Origin of the sequence: Acetobacter aceti NBRC 14818 (assembly GCF_000193495.2) — a bacterium.
Lineage (GTDB): Bacteria > Pseudomonadota > Alphaproteobacteria > Acetobacterales > Acetobacteraceae > Acetobacter > Acetobacter aceti.
The window spans coordinates 635870-659016 of sequence record NZ_AP023410.1 but is presented as its reverse complement, the minus strand read 5'-3'; the positions used below and the strand labels follow the sequence as shown (position 1 = coordinate 659016).

Sequence of the window (23147 nt, the reverse complement as noted above, 5' to 3'; positions counted from 1 at the left end):
CGTCAGCCTTCGGCAGTTGCAGCAAAAAGCGGCAGGAACTGTTCTGGTGTCTGCCAGAGAGGATTGAAAGACTCACCCGCGGCAGTAATGCCCAGTGCAAGAAAATCCGCCGTTGCTGCAAGTGTGCGGAGCGTTTCAGGGGGAGTGAGGCCGGTGGTTTCTGACGCAGGGCTGTATGCCGCGACCACGGGTAGTTCCATCATTTCCCGCCACCACGTCAGAAGAGCAAGGCCTTCCGGCTCAGGCTCGACGCCAAACGGTCCGAAAGCCACATAATCGGCGCCTTTTTCACCTGCCAGCATCGCCAGATCCCGACTGAAGTCACACGCGGCTCCGAGCTGGAAATTGTCTCCCAGTATCTTTCGTGCTGCTGCGACATCTTCCGCCCCAACATGCGCCCCATCACACCCTGTCTCGCGCACCAGTTCGGGGAAACCATCAAGCATCAACGCAGCGTCATGCCGATTCACGATCTGCCGGATATCGAGAATCGTCTGCTTCATCTTTTCGGGAGCAGTCTCTACAAGCCTCAGTCGCACGGCAGCTACAGGGAGCACTGTCAGAGCATGGTCGAGCAGGCCAGCGAAAGAGGACGCTTCCCGCAAGGGAGGCGTGACAAGGTATCCTTCACAGGGTTCTGCCGATCGTCCCGTGTCGGGCTGCTTGCTGCTCATTTCAGTCTCCGGGAACGGGGGTGTCTGTGAAGAGGCTTATTCCCCGGAAGGACATGCGATGCCAAGAGGGAAAGGCTGAATCCTGTCAGGTCGTTGGAAAAGAACTGTCGCAGCGAGGGAGCCAGCCAGCATCTCCACAGCTTTTCTTTGCGGGGAGTCAGGATCGAACACGATATGTTTCTGCCCCTGCGTAAGGGCTGATACGGCGCGACCTGCCTGACTGCCGCAATCGAGAATATCAATGAAGGGCAGGGAGATTGGGGCTTTCGCTTGAAGATCTCTGAATTGCGCCATCATGGCCATCCACCAAGGGACGCCCATGAAACCGGCTGCTCCCGGAGGAGAGAGGAGGATAACGTCTGAACATCCGCTCGCTTGTGCTACGTTGAGCGCGTCACAGGCTTCTCGCAAAGTGGAAACAGGAAAGACGCAGCCGGGTTTGCTCTTATCGTTTCCTGTGGAAAGATGCTGGCGGATTTGCCGGATCATGCTTGACGTTCAATCCTTTGCGGGTGATTTCTAAACAAAATTGCAAAGATATACATAAGGCGGAGTCACGTGCGCATATGAGCGAGAACAAGCCGGACAACAATAGGCCTGTCGATCCTGTTTCACGACTTCGTTCCGCGCTGGACAGGATCGCCTTCGCACTTGAACACCGCAGGGAAGAAGCGCAGCCTTCTGTTCCTGAGACTGTGGTCGAGGGGCCGCAGCCGGATGTTCAGAAAGCGATAGCGACGCTTGATGCGCTGATGGTCGACGTGAAGACTATCCTCGGCGACCTGGCTCCGGCTTCTCCTCGGGAAAAACCGGTTGAAACCTCGACTGACTCCTCGCTGCATGAACCCTCTCATGGAGACAGTGGCATGGTGCCGGATGTGCAGAACATACATGATGGCTGGCTCAACACTTCCGATCACGATGTGTCACAGTACGGCGAAGGACACTGATTCATGCCGCAGGTAACAGTCCGGATCAACGGGTATGCCTATCAGATTGGGTGCGAGCCGGGAGAGGAACGCCATCTCCTCGATATGGCGCAGGAAGTCAGCAAACGGGTAGCGCGGGTCAGGGCGCTTGGCTTTAGTGGCGAGGCAAAGATTCTTGTTCTGGCGTCTCTTCTGATGGCCGACGAACTCTCGGATCTGACGGCTGAACTGATTTCCACCGAAGCCAGCAAGGCGATTGCGGCCGGTGAAGCGGCTGCAAGAGAAAACGCGCGGCTTATGGATGAACTTTCTTTATTGGCTGAACGTGCGGAAACCATTGCGGCGGCGCTTGAGGCACACTAGGTTATGTCTGTGGAGCTGCCCGGTGCGTCAGGCAATTCATCCCCTGGGCCGATAAGCACTTCCTCGGGAGCTGGCTCTGTCGTGATCTTGGTCATGGTATTCCGGCGCCCACCTGCACTAGCAGGTCCTGGAGGTTGTAAAGTCCAACGGCCAGGGTGGCCCCACACAGTTTTTCCGACTCCATGACAGGTTCTGGAGATCGCCCCGAAACAGCCAGCGACAAGCGCGCCATTCGTCTTGCGATGAAGGCTGCGCTCCAGCAGGCTGATCCATCCACCTCCACCACATTATGTGACCGACTTTACGCCCGGCTTCGCACGCTAGCTCCCTCACGGATCGCCTGCGTATGGCCCATGCCGGACGAGGTCGATCTACGCCCTCTCTCTCATCGGTTGCATGAGCAGGGTTGGCAGATTCTGATGCCCGAGACGCCTCCTAAAGGATCACCGCTGCTTTTTCGGCAATGGGATCCGGACTGTCCGATGCGTGAAGGGCGATTCGGAACCGTGTGTCCGGATGGTCCGATTGATGTGCCGGATGTTGTGCTGGTGCCGATGCTGGCTTTTGATCGGCGGGGATACCGACTTGGTTATGGCGGCGGCTATTATGACCGTACGCTCGCGGCTTTGCCCGATGCCTGCGCGATAGGCTATGCTTTTTCTGTACAGGAAGTGCCCCATATCCCGGTGGGGCCGTTTGATGTGCCGTTGCCGGTTATTGTCACCGAAAAAGAAGACATCATCCCTGCGGAGAACCTTCAGCCGTAGGCAGGTTGCCGCGTTATTACATTCCCGTCCATCAGCGTTTATGGAAGCCGGAGATCATTGTGAGAGTCATGTCGTGAGAATTCTGTTTCTGGGGGATATTGTCGGGCGGAGCGGCCGCGATGGTGTGACGACACGCCTGCCGGAACTGCGTCGTCAGTTGTCTCTCGATCTGGTAATCGTCAATGCTGAAAATGCCAGTCACGGTTTTGGACTTTCCCCCGGAATTGCACGCGATCTGATGGGATGTGGTGTCGATGTCATCACGCTTGGCAATCACGCATGGGACCGTCGTGATCTTATCGGGGAAATTGACGGGATGCCTGCGGTTGTAAGGCCGCTGAACTTTCCTCCCGGCACGCCGGGGCAGGGCAGCACGGTGGTCACGCTTGCTGATGGACGTAAGGCGCTTGTGGTCAATGTCATGGGGCGCCTGTTCATGGACCCGCTTGATGATCCGTTTCGTCTGACGCTGGAACTGCTTGCCAGGCATCGCCTTGGTGTCACGGTACAGGCGGCCGTGGTTGACGTGCATGCGGAAGCCAGCAGTGAGAAATGGGCGCTCGGCCATGTGCTGGACGGCAAGGTCTCGCTGGTGGTGGGCACTCACACGCATACCCCGACCGCTGACCACCGTATTCTCACGGCAGGAACAGCGTTTCAGAGCGATGCGGGGATGTGCGGCGATTATGACAGTGTCATCGGCATGCAGAAAGAGGCTGCTGTTGCGCGCTTTGTCCGCAAGATGCCGGGGGAGCGCCTGCAACCAGCGGAAGGAGAGGCTACGGTCTGCGGTCTGATGGTCGAGACGGATGATGTGACCGGTCTTGCTCGCAGAGTAGCCCCCTTGAGGCAGGGCGGTATGCTGTCGGGAGCAATGCCGGATTTCTAATTCGGTCTGCTCCCGTTTCGGATTTCTTATTTGCCTTTGACAATGCCCAGACGCAGCGAAGGATCACCCGTGAAGGTTGATGCGCCGGTGTGGGAAAGTTTCAGTCCGGTATCGAGCCAGACTTCCCCACCAAGATCACGCCAGCGTTTGCAGAAGGTGAAGTCCTCGCTGAGATAGGTGCCGGTTTCAGGATCGATCATGCAATCAAAGAGGGCATAGGCGTCTGTCTCAACGGCGGCTGAATTGTCTTGTCCAACCGGTGCGTCGATCCGCTTGTAACGTGTTTTCGGATAGGCTTCGATCATACGCTGCACGACCTGTCGGGAAATCAGCATGAAGCCTGTTCCAGCGTAACCCGCCTTGACAAGCCCCGCATCCGTGCCGTCGTCGGGGTGCTTTTCATGAAGCGAGGCGCTTTCACCGACATAGCGCAGGGATGCCGTTTCCGTTGGCTCGCCTCTTTTGGTGAGGACATTCGTGAACGAATCCCAGTAGCGATCCTTGAGGGGATACAGCCCGGCGACGAGATCCTTTCCGGCAGCGACAAGACGCGGCACGGCATCCGGCGCGAAACCGATATCACTATCCACAAAAAGAATGTGCGACGCGTCGCTCTGGGTGAAGAACTGATGCAGCAACGTATTGCGCGAACGTGTGATCAGCGCATCATTTCCCACGAGCGAAAGGGTCAGCTCGATCCCATGATGCTGCGCCATGGCCATGCAGCCGATGATGGACTGCATGTAGGTCTGCGTGACCAGTCCGCCGAAGCAGGGAGTGGCGATGAAAACGTGAGGGGAAGTATGGGAAGCGTGCACTCATCCGACCTTGATCTGTTCGGACCAGATTACTCTCAGGATGTTGCAGATCGTTTAATGTGTTCGATAATATTTTGCTAATTTCTTTTTATATTGAACAACTTTTTCAATTCAGTTTCAGGATGAGGGTGGTGCCGGGATATTGCTCAAAAAACGGTGACTATATTGCCTCAATTGAGGAGAAGTGTGAAAGACTCTCTGTTGACTGCCATGTAATTCGTTTCAGTTCGTTATCATCGTCTGGCAGTGGTTTCTGGTCATGAGGCAATGTCAGCGAAAATAAAAGTTCAGGATGGGCGGAATGTCCCTGGAAATCCTCTCGCAAGACGTAGGGGAGCGACTACCTTTCTCACTGATATCCTGACGGCCACATGTCCGATCCTGTGGAGTGGAGCCTTTCTGTTCTCGTCTCAGGCACAGGCGGAAACTACCGACCCGGATATCATTGCGCTGCGTCGGGAAGTCGCCGAAATGCGTGCGGAGCTGAGGAAGATGCGTCGCGTCATCACCGGCACGCATCCTGCTGTTTCCGTGAGACATGGCGTTTCTTCCGCATCTCGTGCGTATGACTGGAACGGTGTTCCTGAGCCGGGGATACGTTTCGCTGGGGCAAGGGAAGCACCCGTCTTCGCCGGGCCGCCCGACATCAGGAGAACGCCTCCCGATTCGGGGATTGTGTCGTCATGGAAGGACTTCAAGGCGGCGACCGCACGGTCCGAGGTCGTTCAGGTCGGAGGGATGAGAGTAGGCTTTCCCAACGGACGTCCGACCATTGCGACGCAAGATGGCCGGTACGCCTTCTCGGCCGGTCTGGGGTTTCAGGAGGATTTTGGTGGCTATCTCGGGATGGCGCCTCGGGGAGGAGAACCAAAAGGGCGTTTTCCCGGTTTTACGGAGAATGCGCGACGGATGCGTCTCTTCCTCACCTTTCGCTACAAGGACTGGGTGGCGAACGTGACCCCGGATTTTGGCTCGGGCGTGGCGGACGGCAAGATTGGAATATACGAGGCCAACCTCAATTACGCCGGTCTGCGCAACACGGAACTGACCGTGGGATACTACGAACCACGTGAATCCGAGGAAAGCGCCGAGCGTTCAGGGGGGCTGACACTGCTGGAACGCCCGTCGGTCATCGACATCGTGCGTAATATCGCGGCCAATGCCTGGCGGTTCAGTGTCGGGGGACTGCATTATGAGAAACAGTGGTTCGTGAGCGCGTGGTTCACCGGGCAGCAGTTCGGCGACAGGAGCACTGACGCCACTATCAGCGACAGCCAGACGGGCGCGGTCGCCCGCGCTGTCGGTCGCCCCTATGTCAGCCGGGATATGGACGTTATGGTCGGGGTCGGCACGTCTGACAGCTTCAAGAGGAACGAGAGCGCGGCGGGGAGGGTATTCAAGATGTCGCCGCCCACCGGCAACGTGCCGCTGTCTCAGGACCACCTGCTGACCGCCAGCATCCCGAACACCAGTTCTGTTTGGTCAGTCGGTCCGGAACTGGGCGTGCGGTGGAAAAGGCTGCTGGTGAAAAGCGAGTATTTCCATATCGGCGTCAACCGGTCGCAACTCGCGGGTCTTGCTCAGCCCTCTCTTGGGTTCGACGGATGGTATGTCACGGTAAGTTATACCCTGTTCGGCCACGCCCGCGCCTTCGACGTCAAGAGAGCCTCTTTTCTGCCGCCCGGTATCACCGAAGATTTTGATCCGTTCCAGAATCACTGGGGAGCGATGGAACTGTCTGCCCGATGGGACGAAACCAATCTCAACGACCACCCTGATGCACTGACGGGATTTCGAGGCGGCCGCTCCACGACATGGGAGAGCGCCGTAAACTGGTATCTGAGCCAGCATTTCCGTCTTACGCTGGATTATTCTCACTTCTCTGTCAGCCGTAACAGCCAGACCTTCAATATCCTCGGTCGGAGTGGCAATGCTCTTGCCGGGCGGGTGCAGGCTGCGTTCTAGGTCGTCGACCTGATCCGGATAAAACAGAAAAGAGTGGGGTTTCTGGCGGAACCCGCCGGAGAACGTACATGACCGGACAGGCGATGGCTCCTTCCTCAGGCTCCATAAGGGAGGGGGGATATGAATACGACCTGACAACCGCACGTCATGTCGTCATTGCCTCCCTCCTCGCGTGGCTGCTCGATGCCTGTGATTTCTTTATTGTCCTCTTTACACTTGATGATGTTGCAAGAAGTTTTCATGTTCCGCTGGAAAGTGTCCTGCTCGCGCCGACACTGACTCTGCTGACACGTCCTGTCGGCGCGTTTGTGTGTGGACGGGCGGCTGACCGGTATGGCCGCAAGCCGGTGATGATCACGACCATCACTGTCTATTCCCTGATCGAAGTGCTTTCTGCCTTTTCCCCCAATCTGACGGTTTTCCTGATTTTGCGCGCCCTGTTCGGTATTGCGCTGGGCGGAGAATGGGGCGTGGGAACGTCCCTGATCATGGAAAGCGTTCCGCCGTCATGGCGGGGGGCTGCGTCGGGAATTCTTCAGGCCGGTTATCCTGCGGGCTACCTGCTCGCGTCTCTTGTTTTTCTGATGCTACCCGTCATGGGCTGGCGCGGACTGTTCGTTCTGGGGGGCAGCGCGCTGGTCGCTGCGGTCTATATCTGGCTCCGCGTGCCCGAAAGTCCTGAATGGCTGCGAACCAGACAGAAACAGACCTCCACCCGTGCGCCCGCACTCTGGCCGGTGATACGGGATAATGTGGGCCTGTGCCTGTTCGCCGTGGCTCTGATGACCGCATTCAACTTTATGAGTCATGGGTCGCAGGACCTGTATCCGAAGATATTTCTGGGGCTGGAACGCGGTCTTTCGCATCCCACCATCACGCTCGTTGTCGTGCTGTATAATATTGCCGCCATTGTTGGCGGGCTGTTTTTCGGGATGCTGTCCCAAAAGATTGGTCGCCAATACAGCATTGCGCTGGCGGCCCTGCTGACATTGCCGTTTCTGCCGATCTGGGCGCTTTCCCATTCCGTTGTCTGGCTGGCGGCAGGAGCCGTGTGCGTACAGTTCTGCGTGCAGGGCGCGTGGGGCGTGGTGCCAGCCTATCTCAGCGAACTTTCGCCCGTATCCGTCCGCGCGACATTCCCCGGTCTGGCCTATCAGTGCGGTAACCTGATCGCCGCCAGCAACGCACTGCTCCAGACCAGGATGGCGTCCCTGTTCGGAAAAGGTCTGGCTCCAGTGCTAATGCTGACGGTCGGCGGCGCATCTCTTGTGGTTCTTACCCTTATCCTGCTGAACGCACGCCTGCATGGTCGCCAGACTTCGGCCTGACATGATCGCCGGAGGTGATGACTTCAGGAATCTTTCAGGAGTGTATCGGCGATGACCGGTATGTCTGAAATCCGGTCCGTTTCAGCCGTTGCGCCATCGGCATAGGCGGGGAGGCCATATCCCCAACGGGCAAAGATCGATTTCGCGCCCGCTCTACGCGCCGCCAGAATGTCATTGGCATGATCGCCAACCATAATTGAGCGGGCGACCGTGCCTTTGGCGAGAGCGATGGTGCCCAGAAGATGCGCGGGGTCGGGTTTGCGGACAGGGAAGGAATCTCCGCCACCGACAGCGGCGAACAGATCCAGAATACCAAATGTCCGTAGAATATTGTTCGCTGCTGCAACAGGCTTGTTGGTGCAGACCGCCAGCGTCCAGCTGTTTTCTGCGAGGCGATTTAGCGTTTCTTTCGTGCCGGGAAACAGGCGGGATCGTTCCGTCACACGCGGCCCGTAAATTTCCATGAAGCGGTGAATCGCGGTCTGTCGGTCAATGTCCTTTGCGTTCGCGTGATCGAGCGCCCGCTCGACCAGCTTGCCCACGCCGTCGCCAATCATGCTCCGAACGGCGTCCTGCGATGGGGCAGGGAGACCATATTCAGCTAGTAACAGCCCCACGCAGTCCGAGAGATCATGCAGTGAATCTACAAGCGTGCCGTCGAGGTCAAAAACCATCAGTCGCATGAAATGCTGCTTTCTTCTTCACCGTGTTCGGAAAATGAGAGTAACGCGAAGTGAAACAGAAACATACCTCACGGGTTTGACAGTCTCCCGACAGTGGCTTACCGCCAGAAAGCTATGACAAAATCGTCCGTAAACCGTTCTTCCACAGCCGTTCTCCTCGCAGCCGGTCTCGGCACGCGGATGCGCTCATCACTGCCAAAGGCGCTTCAGCCGCTGGCGGGGCAACCCATGCTGAGCCACCTGATCGCCAGCGCGGCCAAGGTGTTTGACAGCGTCGTTGTCGTTATCGGTCCTGATATGGATGATCTTGCCCGTTGTGCCGCGCCTCATGCGACGGTGATCCAGCATGACCGTCTTGGCACGGCTCATGCAGCGCTTCAGGCAGAAGATCTGTTTGGTGATGGTGATGTGGCGGTTCTCTACGCCGACAATCCGCTCATCACGCCCGAGACGCTCCAGCGCATGCTCGACACGCGTCGGAGTAAAACCGAACGGACAGACCTCGCTCTGCTGGCCATGCGCCCGGTCAATCCGGGTCGCTACGGTCGTGTGATCCTTAATAATGATGGCACGGTCGAAAAAATCGTCGAATGGGCTGATGCCTCAGAGGCCGAACGTGCCGTTGATCTGTGCAATGCCGGTGTCTTCTGCGCCGATGCCACCCGTTTCCGTGAGTGGCTGCACAAGGTCGGCAATGCGAACAGCAAAGGCGAATACTACCTGACCGATGTGGTCGGCATCGTGCGGGAAGAGGGTGGTATCATCCGTGCCGTCGAAGCGCCGGAAAGCGAACTGCTAGGCGTAAACTCCCGCGTCGAACTGGCGGACGCCGAGGCCACGGTCCAGCGCCGTCTGCGTCGTGAGGCGATGGAGCGTGGCGTAACCCTGACCGCGCCGGAGACCGTATTCTTCTCGTTTGATACGGTGCTGGAGCCGGACGTCGTCGTTCAGCCGAACGTGGTTTTCGGACGAGGTGTGACGGTGCGTTCCGGTGCAGAGATCAAGGCGTTCAGCCATCTGGAGCAGTGCGAAGTCGGGCCGAAATCGCTGGTCGGCCCTTATGCGCGACTGCGACCCGGCACGACGCTGGGTGAGGGGTGCCACGTCGGTAACTTCGTTGAACTCAAGGCCACCACCATGGGTAACGGCGCGAAGGCCAATCATCTCACCTATCTCGGCGATGCGAGCATCGGTGCGGCCACCAATATCGGAGCCGGGACGATCACCTGCAATTATGATGGCGTGTTCAAGCACCGCACGACCATCGGTGCGAACGCCTTTATCGGCTCCGATTCCATCCTCGTCGCACCGGTGACGATTGGCGACGGTGCGCTGGTGGCGGCGGGAAGTGTCATCACAAGTGATGTGGAGCCGGACGCAATGGCGGTTGCGCGTGGGGTGCAGACAAATAAAACTGGATGGGCCGCACGCTTCCGTGCAGCGCTCCGGGCAAAGAAGGAACAGGGCTGATGTGCGGTATCTGTGGCGTCGTAGGACACAGACAGGCAACGCCGATCGTCTTTGAAGGTCTGCGGCGGCTGGAATATCGAGGCTATGACTCGGCTGGCATCGCCACACTGAACGCGGACGGTCATATCGAGCGCCGTCGTGCCGCGGGCAAGCTGGACAATCTCGGCAAGGTGCTGGAGCAGGCTCCGCTGCACGGCAAGACCGCCATCGGTCATACCCGCTGGGCCACGCACGGCGCGCCGACCGAGAACAACGCGCATCCGCATGGCACGGCCCGTGTGGCCATCGTCCATAACGGCATCATCGAGAATTTCGAGACCCTGCGGACGGAGCTTGAGGCCGAAGGCCAGAGTTTCGAGACCGAAACGGACAGCGAGACGATCGCCAAGCTGGTCGATCATTATCTCGGGGCTGGCCAGTCACCGCGTGAGGCCGCTTTTTCCGCGCTTCGCCGTCTGGAAGGCGCTTATGCCGTCGCGATGATTTTCGCCGAGCACGAAGGGCTGATGATCGGCGCGCGTCACGGCGCACCGCTTGCCGTAGGCTTTGGCGAGGGGGAGATGTTCCTCGGTTCCGATAGTCTCGCGCTGGCGCCTCTGACACGTCGTATCGCCTATCTTGATGATGGTGACTGCGTTGTCCTCAGCCGGGAAGGGGCCGAGTTCTTCGATCACTCCGGCGAGCGTGTCGAACGGACCATTCAGACGACGGCTCTCATTGCCGGTGCGGTCGGCAAGGACGGCTACCGTCACTACATGGAAAAGGAACTGCACGAGCACCCGCTGGTGATCGGGCAGACGCTTCAGCGCATGATCGACCCGGCGACCCGGAAGGTGGTGCTGCCGGAGATGCCGTTCGACCTCGCCAGCTTGCCTCGCGCTGTCATCACGGCCTGTGGTTCGGCGTTTTTCGCGGGTGTTGTCGGGCGTTACTGGCTGGAAGAAATCGCTCGCCTCCCGGTGGACATCGATGTCGCCAGCGAGATGCGCTACCGCAATCCGCCTTTGACGCCGGGTTCGCTCGGTATTCTGATCTCCCAGTCGGGTGAGACGGCGGACACTCTGGCTGCAATGCGTGGGCTGAAAAATGCCGGTTTGCCGATCCTCTCCGTTCTGAATGCCGAACATAGCAGCATGGCGCGTGAGAGTGATGTGGTGCTTGGCACGGTCGCGGGGCCGGAAATCTCCGTGGCTTCGACCAAGGCGTTCACAGCGCAGTTGACCGTATTGGCCTGTCTGACCATCGCGATTGCCCGCGCACGTGGGGAGCTGGACGAGACGGGCGAGGAAGAGCTGGTGTCCGCCCTGCTTGATCTGCCCAGCCGCGCTGCTGAGGTGTTCACGCATGATGACGCCATTCGCAAGATGGCGTCCGTGGTGGCCGAGGCTAGGGACGTGCTCTATCTCGGCCGAGGCAGCGCCTATCCGGTCGCGATGGAAGGTGCGCTGAAACTCAAGGAGATCTCCTACATCCATGCCGAAGCCTATGCCGCTGGCGAGATGAAGCACGGACCGATTTCCCTGATTGACCGCACGGTTCCCATCGTCGCGACTGTGCCGTCCGGCGTTCTGTTCGACAAAACCCTGTCCAATCTGCAGGAAGCAAAGGCTCGTGGCGGTCGTCTACTGGCCTTTACTGATGAGGCCGGGGCAGACCGTTTGTCCGCCATCGCCGAACAGACGATCGCGCTGCCCAAGGTGCATCCGTTTGTTACGCCCATCATCCAGACGATCGGCGTGCAGATGCTGGCCTATGAAACGGCCCTGCTCAAAGGCACGGATGTGGATCAGCCACGCAATCTGGCGAAGTCTGTTACGGTCGAATAAGGCCGATTATCGGGGAGTGGTCATGCTTCCCGATAAAAATCGTATATAATATATATCTTATTGTGAAGTGTTTCTGACACACGAGTGTATGTTGGACTGATGCTCTATTCAGTTTTCATATAAGCAATATAAAATTTTAGAGTTAACGTTATTTGAAATGGCTGATGGCTATTTCTTGCGGAGACCTGCGTATTTCGTAGTGCAGAAAAACAGGGTGTAAATTTTTTTTGTGTCTGCCTCATAATAGTGCGTGACGTTATATGGCGCGACGATTATACGCGGCTCCCTGTTTCAGGCCTGCCCGACAGTTTTTCTCATTTCTCCAGCATACGGCGTACGAACTTCCATGACTCCGAGAGACCTCTTCACCGGAATGACGCTCGCCTTTGGAGCTTATGCGGCGTTCTCCATCAGCGACGCGTTCTCCAAACTGCTGGCAGGCTCTCTGGATCCGTTTGAAGTCGCCTTTTCTGGCGGTATTTTTGGTTTCCTGATTCTGCCGTTCATCCGGCAGAAGGGGGAATCCTATCTCGATATCGTACGTCCTCAGCTGTGGAGAATGTGGTTCCTCAGAGCGATCTGTGTGTTCGTCGCGACAGCGGCCAGCGTGGAAGCTTTCATGCTTCTGCCTATGCCGGAAGCTCTCTCGCTGATGTTCCTGATGCCGCTGTTCGTGACAGTGATCTCGGTCGTTTTCCTGAAGGAAAAGGTTACGTTCTGGGCCTGGCTTGCGGTCATTCTGGGCTTTGTCGGGGTGCTGATCGTGCTGCGTCCCGGCTTCCGTGCCCTGCATTTCGGACATCTGTGCGCCCTGCTGGCAGCGTTTGCGAATGCAGGCAGCGTGATCGCCTACCGTCTTGCCGACCGTGAAAAGACCCGTCTGTCCCTGTTCGGTTCCAGCCTCATCGGGCCTATTGTTGGAAACGGCATCCTGATGGGCGTGCATGCGACATGGCCTGCGTCTGTCAAAGACTGGATCTTCCTGTTTGGCTACGGTTTTCTGGCGGCGCTTGGTCAGTTGCTGATGATGATGGCGACGGCGAAAGCCCCTGCAAACCGTGTGGCTCTGCCGCAATACAGCCAGATGGTCTGGGGTGTCGTGCTCAGTTACATCGTCTTTAAGGAGCCGCTGGATGGCTGGACCTTTGTCGGCATTATGGTGCTGATGTTCTCGGGCGTTCTGAACTGGATCCGTCAGCGTATCCGTTACGAGCGGATGGCCATGAGAGAGCGCAAGGAGCGTAAACTGGCCGCCAAGCGCGCCAACGAAATCGCGCGAGCCTCAGTGGTTACGTCGTCGAAGCGTTTTTGAGAGAAGAGTCAGGCGTCTGTATGGTCTTCAAATACAGGCGCATGGTTTTTCGGACATTGTCCCGAACTGTACAGGGAACAGAGTCCACTTTGCCCCGATTGACCGAAGTAAACCGGAACGTGGCAGCCTGACTGCTCACGGGAATCAAACCTTAAAAAATTACTCCTGATCTTCACACTGGATGATCAGGAGTAATCGTACCGGTCTTACTGGGCAGCTTTGGCTGCGGGCTGTGTCGCCACAGAGGCTGCTGGTGCAGCAGAAGCAGCAGAAGCAGCGGCAGGAGCGCCTGCGGGAGCAGCCTGCGCATCAAGAAGGCTATCATCAACAAACACGAGGCCGTTCAGCGCCTGTGTCACCGCATCAAGTGCGTCTTGCGGGTTGTGGCCTTCCGTAAACACCTGCGCACGGTTCACTGCGCCCTGTGTCGCATTCAGCGGGGCCAGAGCCACGATGAAATCCAGCTTGTCATCAACAACCTGCATGGTCTCTGCGGCCTGCGGTGCCTTGCCTGCCTTGAGCTGACCATTGGCGGCTGCGACAGCAGCTTTTTTCTCGGGAGCGAGGGTTTCTGTTTCCACGAATTCACCACCGACAGGGATCCAGGTTTCCTGTGTGCTGGAAGGGGTGTGACCCGGTGCTGCCGGATGCTGAGGCGCCGGTGTCAGGGAAGCTTCAGCCGCAACAAACTTTTTGTCTGCTTTTGAAGCTGCTGTCAGGCTTTTACTCGCATCGTAGAGGAACGGGATGGCCTGTTCCGTCTTGCCTGCCGCAAGCAGGTCATGGGCCTGAATCAGGTCACCGAAAGCGCGCTGACCGTCAGCGGACAGATGCTTCAGGGAACGACCAGCCTTGTACTTCTCCCAGGCGACATGGGCCGATGCTGCGTGAGCGAATGTCGGCGCTGTCGCCAGACCGGCTGCCAGCATGAGAGAGAGTGCAATTTTCTTCATGTTTCAAACTCCTTGTCGTCATTCGAAAATGACATGGGCCGGAGGTTATCGTGCGGACGTGCCGACGAGAACCCTGTTTGGGACATGAAAGGTAATAGTTTTGTAGCCATCGGTTACATGACGAATGTCAAGGCAGATCGCCGGATGGCATTCTGCCACCCGGCTGCCACTTCAGATCAGCGGGATATTCACGGCCTTTGACAGTGTTTCTGCAATACCCGGAGCGACGGCGAGAATGGTCGCGCCGCCCGTCAGACCGCCGTCCCGGAGAAAGGGAGAAACCTTTGCGCCAGCCTCTGCCAGAATGGGAAGAGCACCGGCGACATCCCAGAGATTGATAACGATTTCGATGTAGGCATCCAGTCGGCCGCAGGCCACATCGGTCAACGCCAGCGCTCCGGAACCGCCTGAGCGCGGCATTGCGCCAGAGTCCAGAATGGTCCCGATCTTCTCCATGAAAACTGGTTTCGGCACCCGATTGCTCCAGCCCATCTCGATCATGGCGCTGTGCGTGTCGCTCACGGGAGATGCCTTGATGGGTTTGCCGTTCAGGAAAGCGCCCTTGCCGATCAGTCCGGTATAGGTCTCGCTAAGAGCAGGGGCGCAGACGATACCGGCAACCGGACGATCATCTTCCAGAAGGCCGAGCGAGACGCACCAGCGATTGCGTCCGCGCGCGAAGTTGGAAGTGCCGTCGATGGGATCAACAACCCAGCGCAGGCTCCCGCTGCGTGTCGCGCCTTCTTCCTCGCCCTGAAATCCGTCATCCGGAAAGAGAGTCGCCATGCGTTTGGAAATGAATGCTTCAACCGCGCCATCTGCTTCAGTCAGCCAATCCTGAGCGGATTTCTGCGTGCCCACCGGTCCGCCCGGAGGCGGTCTCATCGAAAGGGCCAGTCGTGCGGCATCATCCACAACGGCACGGGCCGCTTCAAAACGGCGTTCAATGGCAGCAGTCATGAGCATGTTTCCCGGCGCAGGCCGGTCTCCTGTCAGTCAGGATGACGATGCGTCACCCTATTCTTGAAACGGGACAAGAAATAGGCCGGAGAGAGTGCGTGCGTCGAGGGCATCGGTTCCGGTCATCGGGTTTTATATGCAACTGACCGGCACAGGCTCCGTTGTTTTTACAGATAACCGGGAGGAGCAAGCATGAAAGAGGCTCAGGATCAGTCAGGTCTGCCGCGGGGGATTGATCATGTCGGCGTCACTGTTCCCGATATCGACGCGGCTCTTCGTTTTCTGGAACAGGCCTTCGGAGCGGTTCCGCTTTATCGTAATGTGACGCCGGATCACCCGCAGGAAGGAAGCAGGGTCGAGAAGATCCTCGACCTTGTGCCCGGAACGGTCGTGAAAGAAATGTGCATGGTGGCGCTGGGGCAGGGGCCCTGTATCGAGCTTTTTGAAATGCACGGACCGGAGCAGCATGCCGCCCTGCGTCCCAGTGATTTCGGGCTTCAGCATTTTGCAGTCTATGTGGATGATATCGAAGCAGGATGCGCCCGTTTCACTGAAGCTGGTGGTGTCCTGATGACAGAACCGCAGAAGCAGCCCTCACTGGAAGAAGGGCCGGGCAATCTGTTCTGCTACGGAAAGACGCCGTGGGGAATGATCGTGGAACTGCTCGCCACCCCCAGTCGGGAGCGCTTCGATGCGGTGTCGCCGGAAAAACGCTACCAGCCGCCGCGCAGGCAGTCGGAGAAGGCAGAATGATAAAGCGCAACACAGTTTTTGCCGTACTGATCGGCATCCTCAGCATGACCGGAATGGCGCTGGCTGACGAGACACCGCCTAGCCCAACCATGTGGTACTGGCATAACTGGAGCGATCACGACGGTATCAGCCATATGACACGCTGTCCGATCCGTGATTTCGATCTGAAAACCATGTCGAAACCGGCGGGACCGCAGTGGCAGAACCGGCTGAAGGAAGGTCCGGCTCAGGTGATCTTCACTGTGCAGCCAGCGCACTGGAACGGTGTGTGGCATCCGGACCCGAAAGTGCAGTGGATCATTCCGCTTAAGGGCTCATGGTATGTGACGGCCATGGACGGGCACAAGGTGGTCATGGGACCGGGTGAAGTCTCGCTGGGTGAGGATCAGCTCAGCCGCAAGGACCAGCAGGGCCGTATCGGGCATGACGCAGGAAATGTGGGGGTTGGTCCCGTCGAACTGATGGTCATCCAGACTGATGAGACGCCGACCAGCGATCAGCCCTGTCGTTTCAAATAGAAATGGACCGTGTCACCGGTATCGGAAAATCCGATACCGGCTGACGAAACAGAATTACATGGAGTGCAGGGCGCACAGCTTGTTGCCGTCGGGATCGCGCAGATAGGCGAGATACATGTCGCCAGCAGGGTTCTTGCGCACGCCCGGCGGATCTTCGATCTGGGTGCCGCCGTTCTCACCGCCAGCTTTCCACCAGGCGTCGATTTTCTCCGGTGTCTCGATGGCGAAACCGATGGTCGAGCCGTTACCTGCGGTGGCGGGTTCACCGTTGAGCGGTTTGCCGATCACAAGGCGTTCGCCCTTGTGGGTATAAACGAGGCGACCTTTCGGGTTCAGGGTTCCCGGTGTTCCACCGATTGCCGTGAAGATGGCGTCGTAGAATTTGCGTGATCTTTCGATGTCGTTACTGCCAAGCATGACGTGGCTGAACATAGGCGATCTCCAGAGTTTCTGATCGTGTCCGGGTCTGCCGTATTGAGCGTAGGCCTGTCGGACACCATCCACGGTCGGGCACGCTACAGTCAGCCCGGACGATCCTACAAGAGCTCCTGCAGGAAACGCTGCATTGACGGCGGCCCGGATGCGTATTCAACTGCAACCATGACAGCGCATCCTCTCGCCGGTTCCTCGGTCCTTTTCGATCTTGATGGAACAATCATCGACTCCCGCGCAGGGATCATAGCAACAATCCGGAAAGTGATCCGTGAGCTTGGTCATGAACCTGATCTGGATCAGGATCTGACCTGGGTTGTTGGTCCTCCGCTGCGAGATCTGATCGGAGAAGTTCTCCGCCATTATGGCGATGATCGGTGCGACGACGCGATGGCGTGTTACCGGCGGCATTACGAAGCTGAAGGCATGTTCCAGACACCGGTTTTCCCCGGAATGCGGGAGGCGATCGCGACCATCAAAGAGGCGGGCGCTACCCTCTATATTGCGACATCAAAACCCAAGGCGCTGGCCCGCGCCATTCTTGAACGTGCAGGGCTGCTGGGAGAGTTCCGGGAAATTTATGGCGCTCGACCGGATGACAGCGGTGCGGAAAAGCCGGAACTGATCGGCTCGGTCCTGTCGGACCACGGCATTGAAAAGCATCACGCCATCATGCTCGGTGATCGCCGGTTCGATATTTCCGGCGCGCATGCCAATGCCATCCGTGCGATTGGCATTGCGTGGGGGTATGGTGGAGAAGGCGAACTGATCGAAGCCGGTGCGGAGGCCATTGCCGAAACACCTTCCGAACTGCCGGGCCTTGTTTCCAGACAGCTTCAGGCTGCCCTGAAGCATGTTCATGCCTGAAGAGCGGTTCCCAAGGGATTGACCAATCGGTCACCTCATTGGAAACAGTCGGCAGAATTGCGTTGCGACCGGATTGCCCAAAAGGGGAATTTCCGCTCAAGTGTGGCGCAATATCGGCCCTGAGGGCCATGAAACCATAGGTAAGCCCGTTGACAGGGCAGGAGAGCAGGCCGTGAGTAGCGCCGAGGACATCAGCTTCGAAACCCTTCCGCATCCTAACCTCACGTCCCCGGAAAAGCGGGCGGAGCTCATGGCCAACCCGGCATTCGGGCGGATTGCAACCGATCATATGGTCATGATCCACTACAAGGACGGCTTGGGCTGGCACGACGCAAAAGTCATGCCGCGTGGTCCGCTGACGCTCGATCCATCCGCTGCGGTCCTGCATTATGCTCAGGAAATCTTTGAGGGCATGAAGGCTTTCCGGACAGAGGATAATGGCATCGCCATCTTCCGTCCGGACGCCAATGCCCGCCGTTTCCGCTCTTCGGCGGAACGTATGGCTATGCCGCAGCTTCCGGACGCCCTGTTCATGCGGGCTGTCGATGAACTGGTGAAGGCGGATCGTGACTGGGTGCCGTCTGGCGAGAATGCCAGCCTGTATATCCGCCCTTTCATGTTCGCCAATGATGCCTTTCTTGGGGTCAAGCCGGCATCAGAATATCTGTTTCTGGTGATTGCAGCGCCTGTGGGAGCCTATTTCAGCTCCGGCGCTGTGACTGTGTGGGTTTCCGAGACCTACACGCGTGCGGCTCCCGGTGGTACTGGTGCTGCGAAATGCGGTGGCAACTATGCCGCCTCCCTGCTGGCGCAGGCGGAAGCCAAGGCCGAAGGGTGCGATCAGGTCGTGTTCCTTGACGCTGTCGAACACCGCTACATCGAGGAGATGGGCGGCATGAACATCTTCTTCGTGTTTGATGACGGCTCTATCAGTACGCCAGCCCTGACCGGAACAATTCTGCCCGGTATTACGCGTGATTCGATCCTGACGATCGCGCGTGAAAAGGGTATGACGGTGCGTGAGGAAGCGTATTCCGTCGATCAGTGGCTCGCGGATGCCAAGTCCGGTCGTCTGACCGAGACCTTCGCCTGCGGCACGGCGGCGGCAGTTTCTCCGATTGGCACAGTGCGCAGCAAGAATGGCGGCGAAGTGAAGATTTCGGGCGGAAAAGGTCCGGGTCCGGTGACAAGCGCCCTGCGGGAAGCTCTGATCGGGACGCAGCGTGGTCGTGTGAAAGACACTCATAACTGGGTGCACCGCGTCTGCTGACTCTGTTCTGCGGACAGATCTGACCATTCCCATGGAGCCGACACTTCTCAAGTGTCGGCTTTTGCGTTTCAGCTTCTTCAGTCTTACAGGTTTCGATGAAGATCCTTGCCGTCGCTTTGCCGAAAGTCCGTATCTGCGCCGTGGGACACTGGCCTGCGGACCGTATTGACAAGGATGGCTTCCTGATTCTGGACAGTGTGGTTCAGAAGGAACTGGCGGAGATCGCCTCACTCGTTTCCTACGAGTGTAAGGAACAGATTTTCGCTCAGGCGACGCCCGCACAGTATATCTATATTCCGCACTCAGGTGCCGTGCGTGTTGCTCATCAGCTTGCGGACGGCAGAAATCAGATCGTCGCTTTCTACATGCCGGGCGAGCCGTTCGGGTTGGGAGAGAACGGCGTTTATCTGAACTCGGCCTGTGCGCTGACAGATTGCCTGCTTATCCGTGTACCGCGTGCGGCGCTGGACGCACTTTGCGCTCATGAGCCGCGGCTGCAACAGGATTGTCTTGTGGGAGCCATGGCGCAGTTGCGGCTTTCCCAGCGGCATCTGCTGATTGTCACACATCAGAGAGTGCTGAAGCGGGTTGCTGACTTTCTGCTGGAATGCAGTCGGCAGCAGGAAGTTTTTGATCCTGTGAAGAATGTTCTCAACCTGATCATGGATCGCTCCGATATCGCTGATTATCTGGGGACGTCCGTCGAAACAATCAGTCGTACGCTGGGGAAGCTTGAGGAAGATGGTCTGATGAAACGGCTTGATTCCCGTAGTCTCTGGCTTGATTTGTCCAAGCTTACTAATCTTCTCAATAATTAGGGATATTTTATAAAATACATCATATTAAGTTTAAGTCTAAATTTTAGTATTTATTTATATAAAAAAACAAAATATTTGGTATTCACAGAAATAACATGCCTGTAGACTTTCGATGCTTTCTATTTGCGTCGAGGTCTTTCGTGAGTAATGGATTTTCGGACGGGGCGACATTTCGCAACCTGAATGTCCGCGACACAAAACTGGCACCTGACCCGACCAGAGCGCTTCATAACAGCGAGCAGGCAGATCCGGAAGAGAGTGGTCTTGTCACCGATCTGCCGGTTCTGGATGATATTGACGCCCTCTCGGCGCTGGTGCGTCTGGCCATGCCGAAACATGAGGAACCGAAGGTAATGGCAGGAATGCTGCTTGCCCGGTTCGGGTCATTTGCGGGAACTCTGACGGCTTCCACACAGGCTTTGCGCTCTGTGGCCGGGATTGGGCCGTACATGCTTGCGGCCGTAACCGTCTTTCGTGAAGCTGCGGTCAGGCTCCAGAGGTCTCAGCTTGCGGACAGTGAAATTCTTTCTGATCGGAAAAAGCTGTACGCCTATCTGTCAGCAGTTCTGGCACGGGAAGTCATAGAGCAGTTTCACATCCTTTTTCTGGACGAGACCGGACTATTGATCGCCGATGAAGCGCAGGCGAGGGGAACGGTCAATCATACGCCTGTCTACCCAAGAGAGGTCGTACGCAGGGCGCTTGAACTGAAGGCGACCGCACTTGTTCTCGTGCACAATCACCCGAGTGGTGATCCGTCACCTTCTGCTGAAGATCTTGCCATGACCAAACAGGTTGCCTCTGCCGCCAGTGTTCTGGGCATTACCGTGCGGGATCATGTGATTGTCGGAAATGGTAAATGGCTCAGCTTTGCAGAGTCGAAATTGCTGTAGAAGCTCCTGAAGGACAATGGCCGGGCCTAACCCGACCATTGTCCCAACACCATCCTCAGGTCTGACTCTGGCTTTGTGTCTGCGATGAAAATGCCGGAAGTGGCTCAAGCGGCGGCAGTGGCTGGAGAGGCGTCGCCAGGACAGGTTCCGTTGGCCAGAAAGCCTGGGCAATTTCATTCTGAACCAGCTGAAGCTCGCTCTGGATCCAGTCGCAGAACTCATGCAGTCCGCTGACGATAATCTGGGTTGCCGTCTGACTTTCTAGTACGGCGGAGAGATGCTCCACACGCTCCAGAATATTGGACGAGGCAAGCAGGCGATAATCCCGACGGAGCTGTGTTAGGCTATTGTGAAGCAGTCTGAGGTTCGTCGTCAGTGAACGCGGGAAAGCGGCGCTTTTCAGCAGAAAACCGATGATGCTGGAGGGGCGGATGTCGCCCGCCATGACCCGTCTGTAAGCATGATAACCCGCTGCCGAGCGCAAAAGAGCGGACCACTGGCTGATATCAACTTCCGATCCCACACCGGCCTCTGAAGGCAGGAGCGTGTGGTATTTGATGTCGATCAGACGTGTGATCTGATCAGCACGTTCAATATAGCGTCCAATATTGTAGAAGACTGAGACCTGATCCCGATAGAGCGTTCCCTCGGTAATACCGGTATGGGTCTGGCATTCTTCCTTGATTTTCGTGCACAGGGTGGAAATTTCGCCGGGGCGGATGTCGTTGGCTTTCAGGTCCCGGATAAAATTGGTGAAGACGTTGAGTTGCGCCCACATTTCCACAGAGATGATCGGACGCAGGGAACGGGCGTTTTCACGGGCGGCATGAGCCAGAGCGGCGATCGAAGTCGGGTTGTCTCTTTCAATCACATAGAAGGAGATAACCTGTTCCGCAGCGTATTTGCGGTGTGCCTTGAAGAATCGTTCCTCATCCGCATTGATCTGAATGATGGCCTTCCAGCCATCGATCGCGCCGGACCGGACAAAGGTCTCGGTGATATCGATGATACGCGCCAGATTTTCAATGCGTTCCATATAACGGGCAAGCCACATGGAACATTCCGCATACCGTGAGAGAAGCGGCTGCGGGGGGAGGGTTGCGATCGGATCGACAGTAATGGTCATGATGCCAGCACCCATGTGTCCTTGGAGCCACCGCCCTGGGACGAATTGACGACGAGCGAGCCTCGCTTCAGGGCTACGCGGGAGAGACCGCCCGGAAGCACCCATGTGTCCTTGCCGGTGACAGCGAAAGGACGCAGATCGACATGGCGATTTTCGAGGCCGTTTTCACAGAGTGTCGGACAGACGGAAAGCTGCACGACCGGCTGACTGATGTAGTTGGAGGGATCGTCCTTCAGCTTGCTACTGAACTCCGCGAGTTCCTCTTTCGTCGCATGCGGGCCGATCAGAAGGCCGTAACCACCTGATTCACCAACGGGTTTGACAACCAGCTTGTCGAGATTGGCCAATGTGTAGGCCAGTCCTTCCGGTTCGGCGCAGATATGCGTCTCCACGTTGGAAAGGATCGGTTCTTCCGAGAGGTAATACTGGATGATTCTCGGCATGTAGGCGTAGACGGCCTTGTCATCCGCCACGCCGGTTCCGATCGCGTTGGCGATGGTCACATTTCCCTTGCGGTAGGCCTGCACCAGTCCGGGCACACCCAGCATGCTTGAGGGATCAAAGGCTTCCGGATCAAGAAAGTCGTCGTTGAGGCGGCGGTAGATGGAATGGACCGGACGCAGGCCCGCTGTCGTGCGCATATAGACGCGGTCGTTTTCAGTGACGAGGTCGCGTCCTTCCACGAGAGGAACACCCATCTCGCGGGCGAGGAAAACATGCTCGAAATAGGCAGAGTTGTAGATGCCAGGCGACAGCAGGACGACCTGAGGATTGTCCACACCTTCAGGGGCGACTTCCGAGAGCGCATTCTGTAAGCGCATGCCGTACTCGTCCACGGGCATGAGGTCGATGCCTGACGCGATATCCGGCATGACACGCAGCGTCGTATGGCGGTTTTCGATCACATACGAGACGCCGGAAGGTGTCCGTCCGTTATCTTCCAGAACGAGAAAACGACCTGTCTCGTCGCGCACAAGGTCGGTGCCGTCGATATGGATGTAAGTACCGCCGGGAACGTCCAGTCCCATCATGGCGGGGCAGAAATTGGAGTTTCCGACGACCAGTTCACGGGGAATAATGCCGTCCTTGAGCACGTTCTGATCGTGATAGATGTCCCACAGGAACATGTTCAGAGCCTTGACCCGCTGCTTTACGCCGGCTTCCACATGGCGCCATTCGGGTTGGGTCAGGATACGGGGAACAAGATCAAACGGCAGTATCCGGTCAATGGCGTTCTTGTCCGAATATACCGTGAAAGTGATGCCGAGATTGTAGAGTTCCTGTTCTGCCTGTGCCGCACGGGTGCGGAGGTCATCCAGAGGAAGGGCGTTCAGCCTTTGCCGGAGCAGATCAATCCGGGGATCGAGCGGCGCTCCGGTATTGGTGAGCTCACAGAAAAAATGTCCGTTTTGATAAGTGGAGAACAGCCCTTCAGACGGTGTGCTTGCGGAGAGTCCGCTGACAGTCGGGGAAGGTCCGGTCTGTTTGTGCGTAGCGTTGCCCATTCGTGCTCCTGACCGCTTTTCTCCTGGA

The 23147-nt window shown here is 57.4% G+C and carries 24 protein-coding genes and 1 other RNA gene; 16 read left to right on the top strand and 9 right to left on the bottom strand.

What is annotated here, in order from left to right; all coding sequences use genetic code 11:
* Positions 1-2 precede the first annotated feature (2 nt).
* On the bottom strand, positions 3-674 hold the full coding sequence (locus EMQ_RS03060; RefSeq protein ID WP_010666541.1) for a thiamine phosphate synthase: 672 nt from the start codon (positions 672-674) through the stop codon (positions 3-5).
* Between the two features lie 36 nt (positions 675-710).
* The gene (locus EMQ_RS03055; protein ID WP_010666542.1) at positions 711-1163 is read right to left on the bottom strand and encodes a hypothetical protein; all 453 of its coding nucleotides are present in this window, start codon (positions 1161-1163) and stop codon (positions 711-713) included.
* 77 nt (positions 1164-1240) lie between these two features.
* Here EMQ_RS03055 and EMQ_RS03050 point away from each other — a divergent pair, with 77 nt between their 5' ends.
* The 5 genes from EMQ_RS03050 (at position 1241) to EMQ_RS03030 (ending at position 3622) form a co-directional block, all read left to right on the top strand.
* Positions 1241-1624: a hypothetical protein gene (locus tag EMQ_RS03050; protein WP_010666543.1), complete on the top strand. Its 384-nt coding sequence runs from the start codon at positions 1241-1243 to the stop codon at positions 1622-1624.
* A 3-nt stretch (positions 1625-1627) separates the two neighbouring features.
* The gene (locus tag EMQ_RS03045) at positions 1628-1966 is read left to right on the top strand and encodes a cell division protein ZapA (protein WP_010666544.1); all 339 of its coding nucleotides are present in this window, start codon (positions 1628-1630) and stop codon (positions 1964-1966) included.
* A 9-nt stretch (positions 1967-1975) separates the two neighbouring features.
* Positions 1976-2132, top strand: a non-coding RNA gene (ssrS, locus tag EMQ_RS03040) — 6S RNA.
* 16 nt (positions 2133-2148) lie between these two features.
* Positions 2149-2733 (top strand): 5-formyltetrahydrofolate cyclo-ligase, encoded by a 585-nt coding sequence (locus tag EMQ_RS03035; protein WP_010666545.1) that lies wholly within the window; start codon positions 2149-2151, stop codon positions 2731-2733.
* Positions 2734-2806: 73 nt separating this feature from the next.
* Positions 2807-3622 (top strand): TIGR00282 family metallophosphoesterase, encoded by an 816-nt coding sequence (locus EMQ_RS03030; RefSeq protein WP_010666546.1) that lies wholly within the window; start codon positions 2807-2809, stop codon positions 3620-3622.
* Between the two features lie 26 nt (positions 3623-3648).
* Here the strand turns inward: EMQ_RS03030 and EMQ_RS03025 are convergent, their stop codons facing one another.
* Positions 3649-4440 (bottom strand): hypothetical protein, encoded by a 792-nt coding sequence (locus EMQ_RS03025; protein ID WP_010666547.1) that lies wholly within the window; start codon positions 4438-4440, stop codon positions 3649-3651.
* Positions 4441-4707: 267 nt separating this feature from the next.
* Between EMQ_RS03025 and EMQ_RS03020 the strand changes: the two genes are divergently transcribed.
* Both EMQ_RS03020 and EMQ_RS03015 read left to right on the top strand, forming a co-directional pair.
* A complete protein-coding gene (locus tag EMQ_RS03020) occupies positions 4708-6405 on the top strand; it encodes an OprO/OprP family phosphate-selective porin (protein ID WP_018308485.1) in 1698 nt (565 codons plus the stop codon).
* 68 nt (positions 6406-6473) lie between these two features.
* Complete coding sequence (locus tag EMQ_RS03015) at positions 6474-7733, top strand: MFS transporter (protein ID WP_010668627.1); 1260 nt, start codon at positions 6474-6476, stop codon at positions 7731-7733.
* Positions 7734-7756: 23 nt separating this feature from the next.
* Here EMQ_RS03015 and EMQ_RS03010 read toward each other — a convergent pair whose 3' ends face one another.
* Positions 7757-8416, bottom strand: a complete 660-nt coding sequence (locus EMQ_RS03010) for an HAD-IA family hydrolase (RefSeq protein WP_010668626.1) — start codon at positions 8414-8416, stop codon at positions 7757-7759.
* Positions 8417-8530: 114 nt separating this feature from the next.
* On the opposite strand from EMQ_RS03010, the gene glmU reads away from it, so the two are divergent.
* The 3 genes from glmU (at position 8531) to EMQ_RS02995 (ending at position 13024) form a co-directional block, all read left to right on the top strand.
* A complete protein-coding gene (glmU, locus tag EMQ_RS03005; protein ID WP_026200253.1) occupies positions 8531-9886 on the top strand; it encodes a bifunctional UDP-N-acetylglucosamine diphosphorylase/glucosamine-1-phosphate N-acetyltransferase GlmU in 1356 nt (451 codons plus the stop codon).
* Positions 9886-11712, top strand: coding sequence for a glutamine--fructose-6-phosphate transaminase (isomerizing) (gene glmS, locus EMQ_RS03000; protein WP_010666125.1), 1827 nt, complete (start codon positions 9886-9888; stop codon positions 11710-11712). Before glmU ends, glmS begins: the two co-directional genes overlap by 1 nt.
* Before the next feature lie 346 nt (positions 11713-12058).
* Entirely contained in the window at positions 12059-13024 is a 966-nt protein-coding gene (locus tag EMQ_RS02995; protein ID WP_026200254.1) for a DMT family transporter, read from the top strand.
* Between the two features lie 206 nt (positions 13025-13230).
* Here EMQ_RS02995 and EMQ_RS02990 read toward each other — a convergent pair whose 3' ends face one another.
* Together EMQ_RS02990 and EMQ_RS02985 are read right to left on the bottom strand one after the other, a co-directional pair.
* On the bottom strand, positions 13231-13977 hold the full coding sequence (locus tag EMQ_RS02990; protein WP_010666127.1) for a YfdX family protein: 747 nt from the start codon (positions 13975-13977) through the stop codon (positions 13231-13233).
* Positions 13978-14148: 171 nt separating this feature from the next.
* Entirely contained in the window at positions 14149-14937 is a 789-nt protein-coding gene (locus EMQ_RS02985) for an inositol monophosphatase family protein (protein ID WP_031941425.1), read from the bottom strand.
* Between the two features lie 192 nt (positions 14938-15129).
* Between EMQ_RS02985 and EMQ_RS02980 the strand changes: the two genes are divergently transcribed.
* Positions 15130-15690, top strand: a complete 561-nt coding sequence (locus tag EMQ_RS02980; RefSeq protein ID WP_010666129.1) for a VOC family protein — start codon at positions 15130-15132, stop codon at positions 15688-15690.
* Positions 15687-16208, top strand: a complete 522-nt coding sequence (locus EMQ_RS02975; RefSeq protein ID WP_010666130.1) for a cupin domain-containing protein — start codon at positions 15687-15689, stop codon at positions 16206-16208. Before EMQ_RS02980 ends, EMQ_RS02975 begins: the two co-directional genes overlap by 4 nt.
* A gap of 54 nt (positions 16209-16262) precedes the next feature.
* Here EMQ_RS02975 and EMQ_RS02970 read toward each other — a convergent pair whose 3' ends face one another.
* Positions 16263-16640 carry a VOC family protein gene (locus tag EMQ_RS02970; protein ID WP_010666131.1) on the bottom strand — a complete coding sequence of 126 codons (378 nt, stop codon included), beginning with the start codon at positions 16638-16640 and terminating at the stop codon, positions 16263-16265.
* Positions 16641-16808: 168 nt separating this feature from the next.
* Here EMQ_RS02970 and EMQ_RS02965 point away from each other — a divergent pair, with 168 nt between their 5' ends.
* The 4 genes from EMQ_RS02965 (at position 16809) to radC (ending at position 20488) form a co-directional block, all read left to right on the top strand.
* Positions 16809-17507 carry an HAD hydrolase-like protein gene (locus tag EMQ_RS02965; protein ID WP_018308487.1) on the top strand — a complete coding sequence of 233 codons (699 nt, stop codon included), beginning with the start codon at positions 16809-16811 and terminating at the stop codon, positions 17505-17507.
* A gap of 172 nt (positions 17508-17679) precedes the next feature.
* The gene (locus EMQ_RS02960; protein ID WP_018308488.1) at positions 17680-18777 is read left to right on the top strand and encodes a branched-chain amino acid aminotransferase; all 1098 of its coding nucleotides are present in this window, start codon (positions 17680-17682) and stop codon (positions 18775-18777) included.
* Positions 18778-18872: 95 nt separating this feature from the next.
* Positions 18873-19595: a Crp/Fnr family transcriptional regulator gene (locus EMQ_RS02955; RefSeq protein WP_010669169.1), complete on the top strand. Its 723-nt coding sequence runs from the start codon at positions 18873-18875 to the stop codon at positions 19593-19595.
* A 140-nt stretch (positions 19596-19735) separates the two neighbouring features.
* Positions 19736-20488: a RadC family protein gene (gene radC, locus EMQ_RS02950; RefSeq protein WP_158306051.1), complete on the top strand. Its 753-nt coding sequence runs from the start codon at positions 19736-19738 to the stop codon at positions 20486-20488.
* 55 nt (positions 20489-20543) lie between these two features.
* On the opposite strand, the gene EMQ_RS02945 is transcribed toward radC, so the two are convergent.
* Positions 20544-21629, bottom strand: a complete 1086-nt coding sequence (locus EMQ_RS02945; protein WP_010666582.1) for an alpha-E domain-containing protein — start codon at positions 21627-21629, stop codon at positions 20544-20546.
* A complete protein-coding gene (locus EMQ_RS02940; RefSeq protein ID WP_010666583.1) occupies positions 21611-23119 on the bottom strand; it encodes a circularly permuted type 2 ATP-grasp protein in 1509 nt (502 codons plus the stop codon). Before EMQ_RS02940 ends, EMQ_RS02945 begins: the two co-directional genes overlap by 19 nt.
* Between the last annotated feature and the right edge of the window lie 28 nt (positions 23120-23147).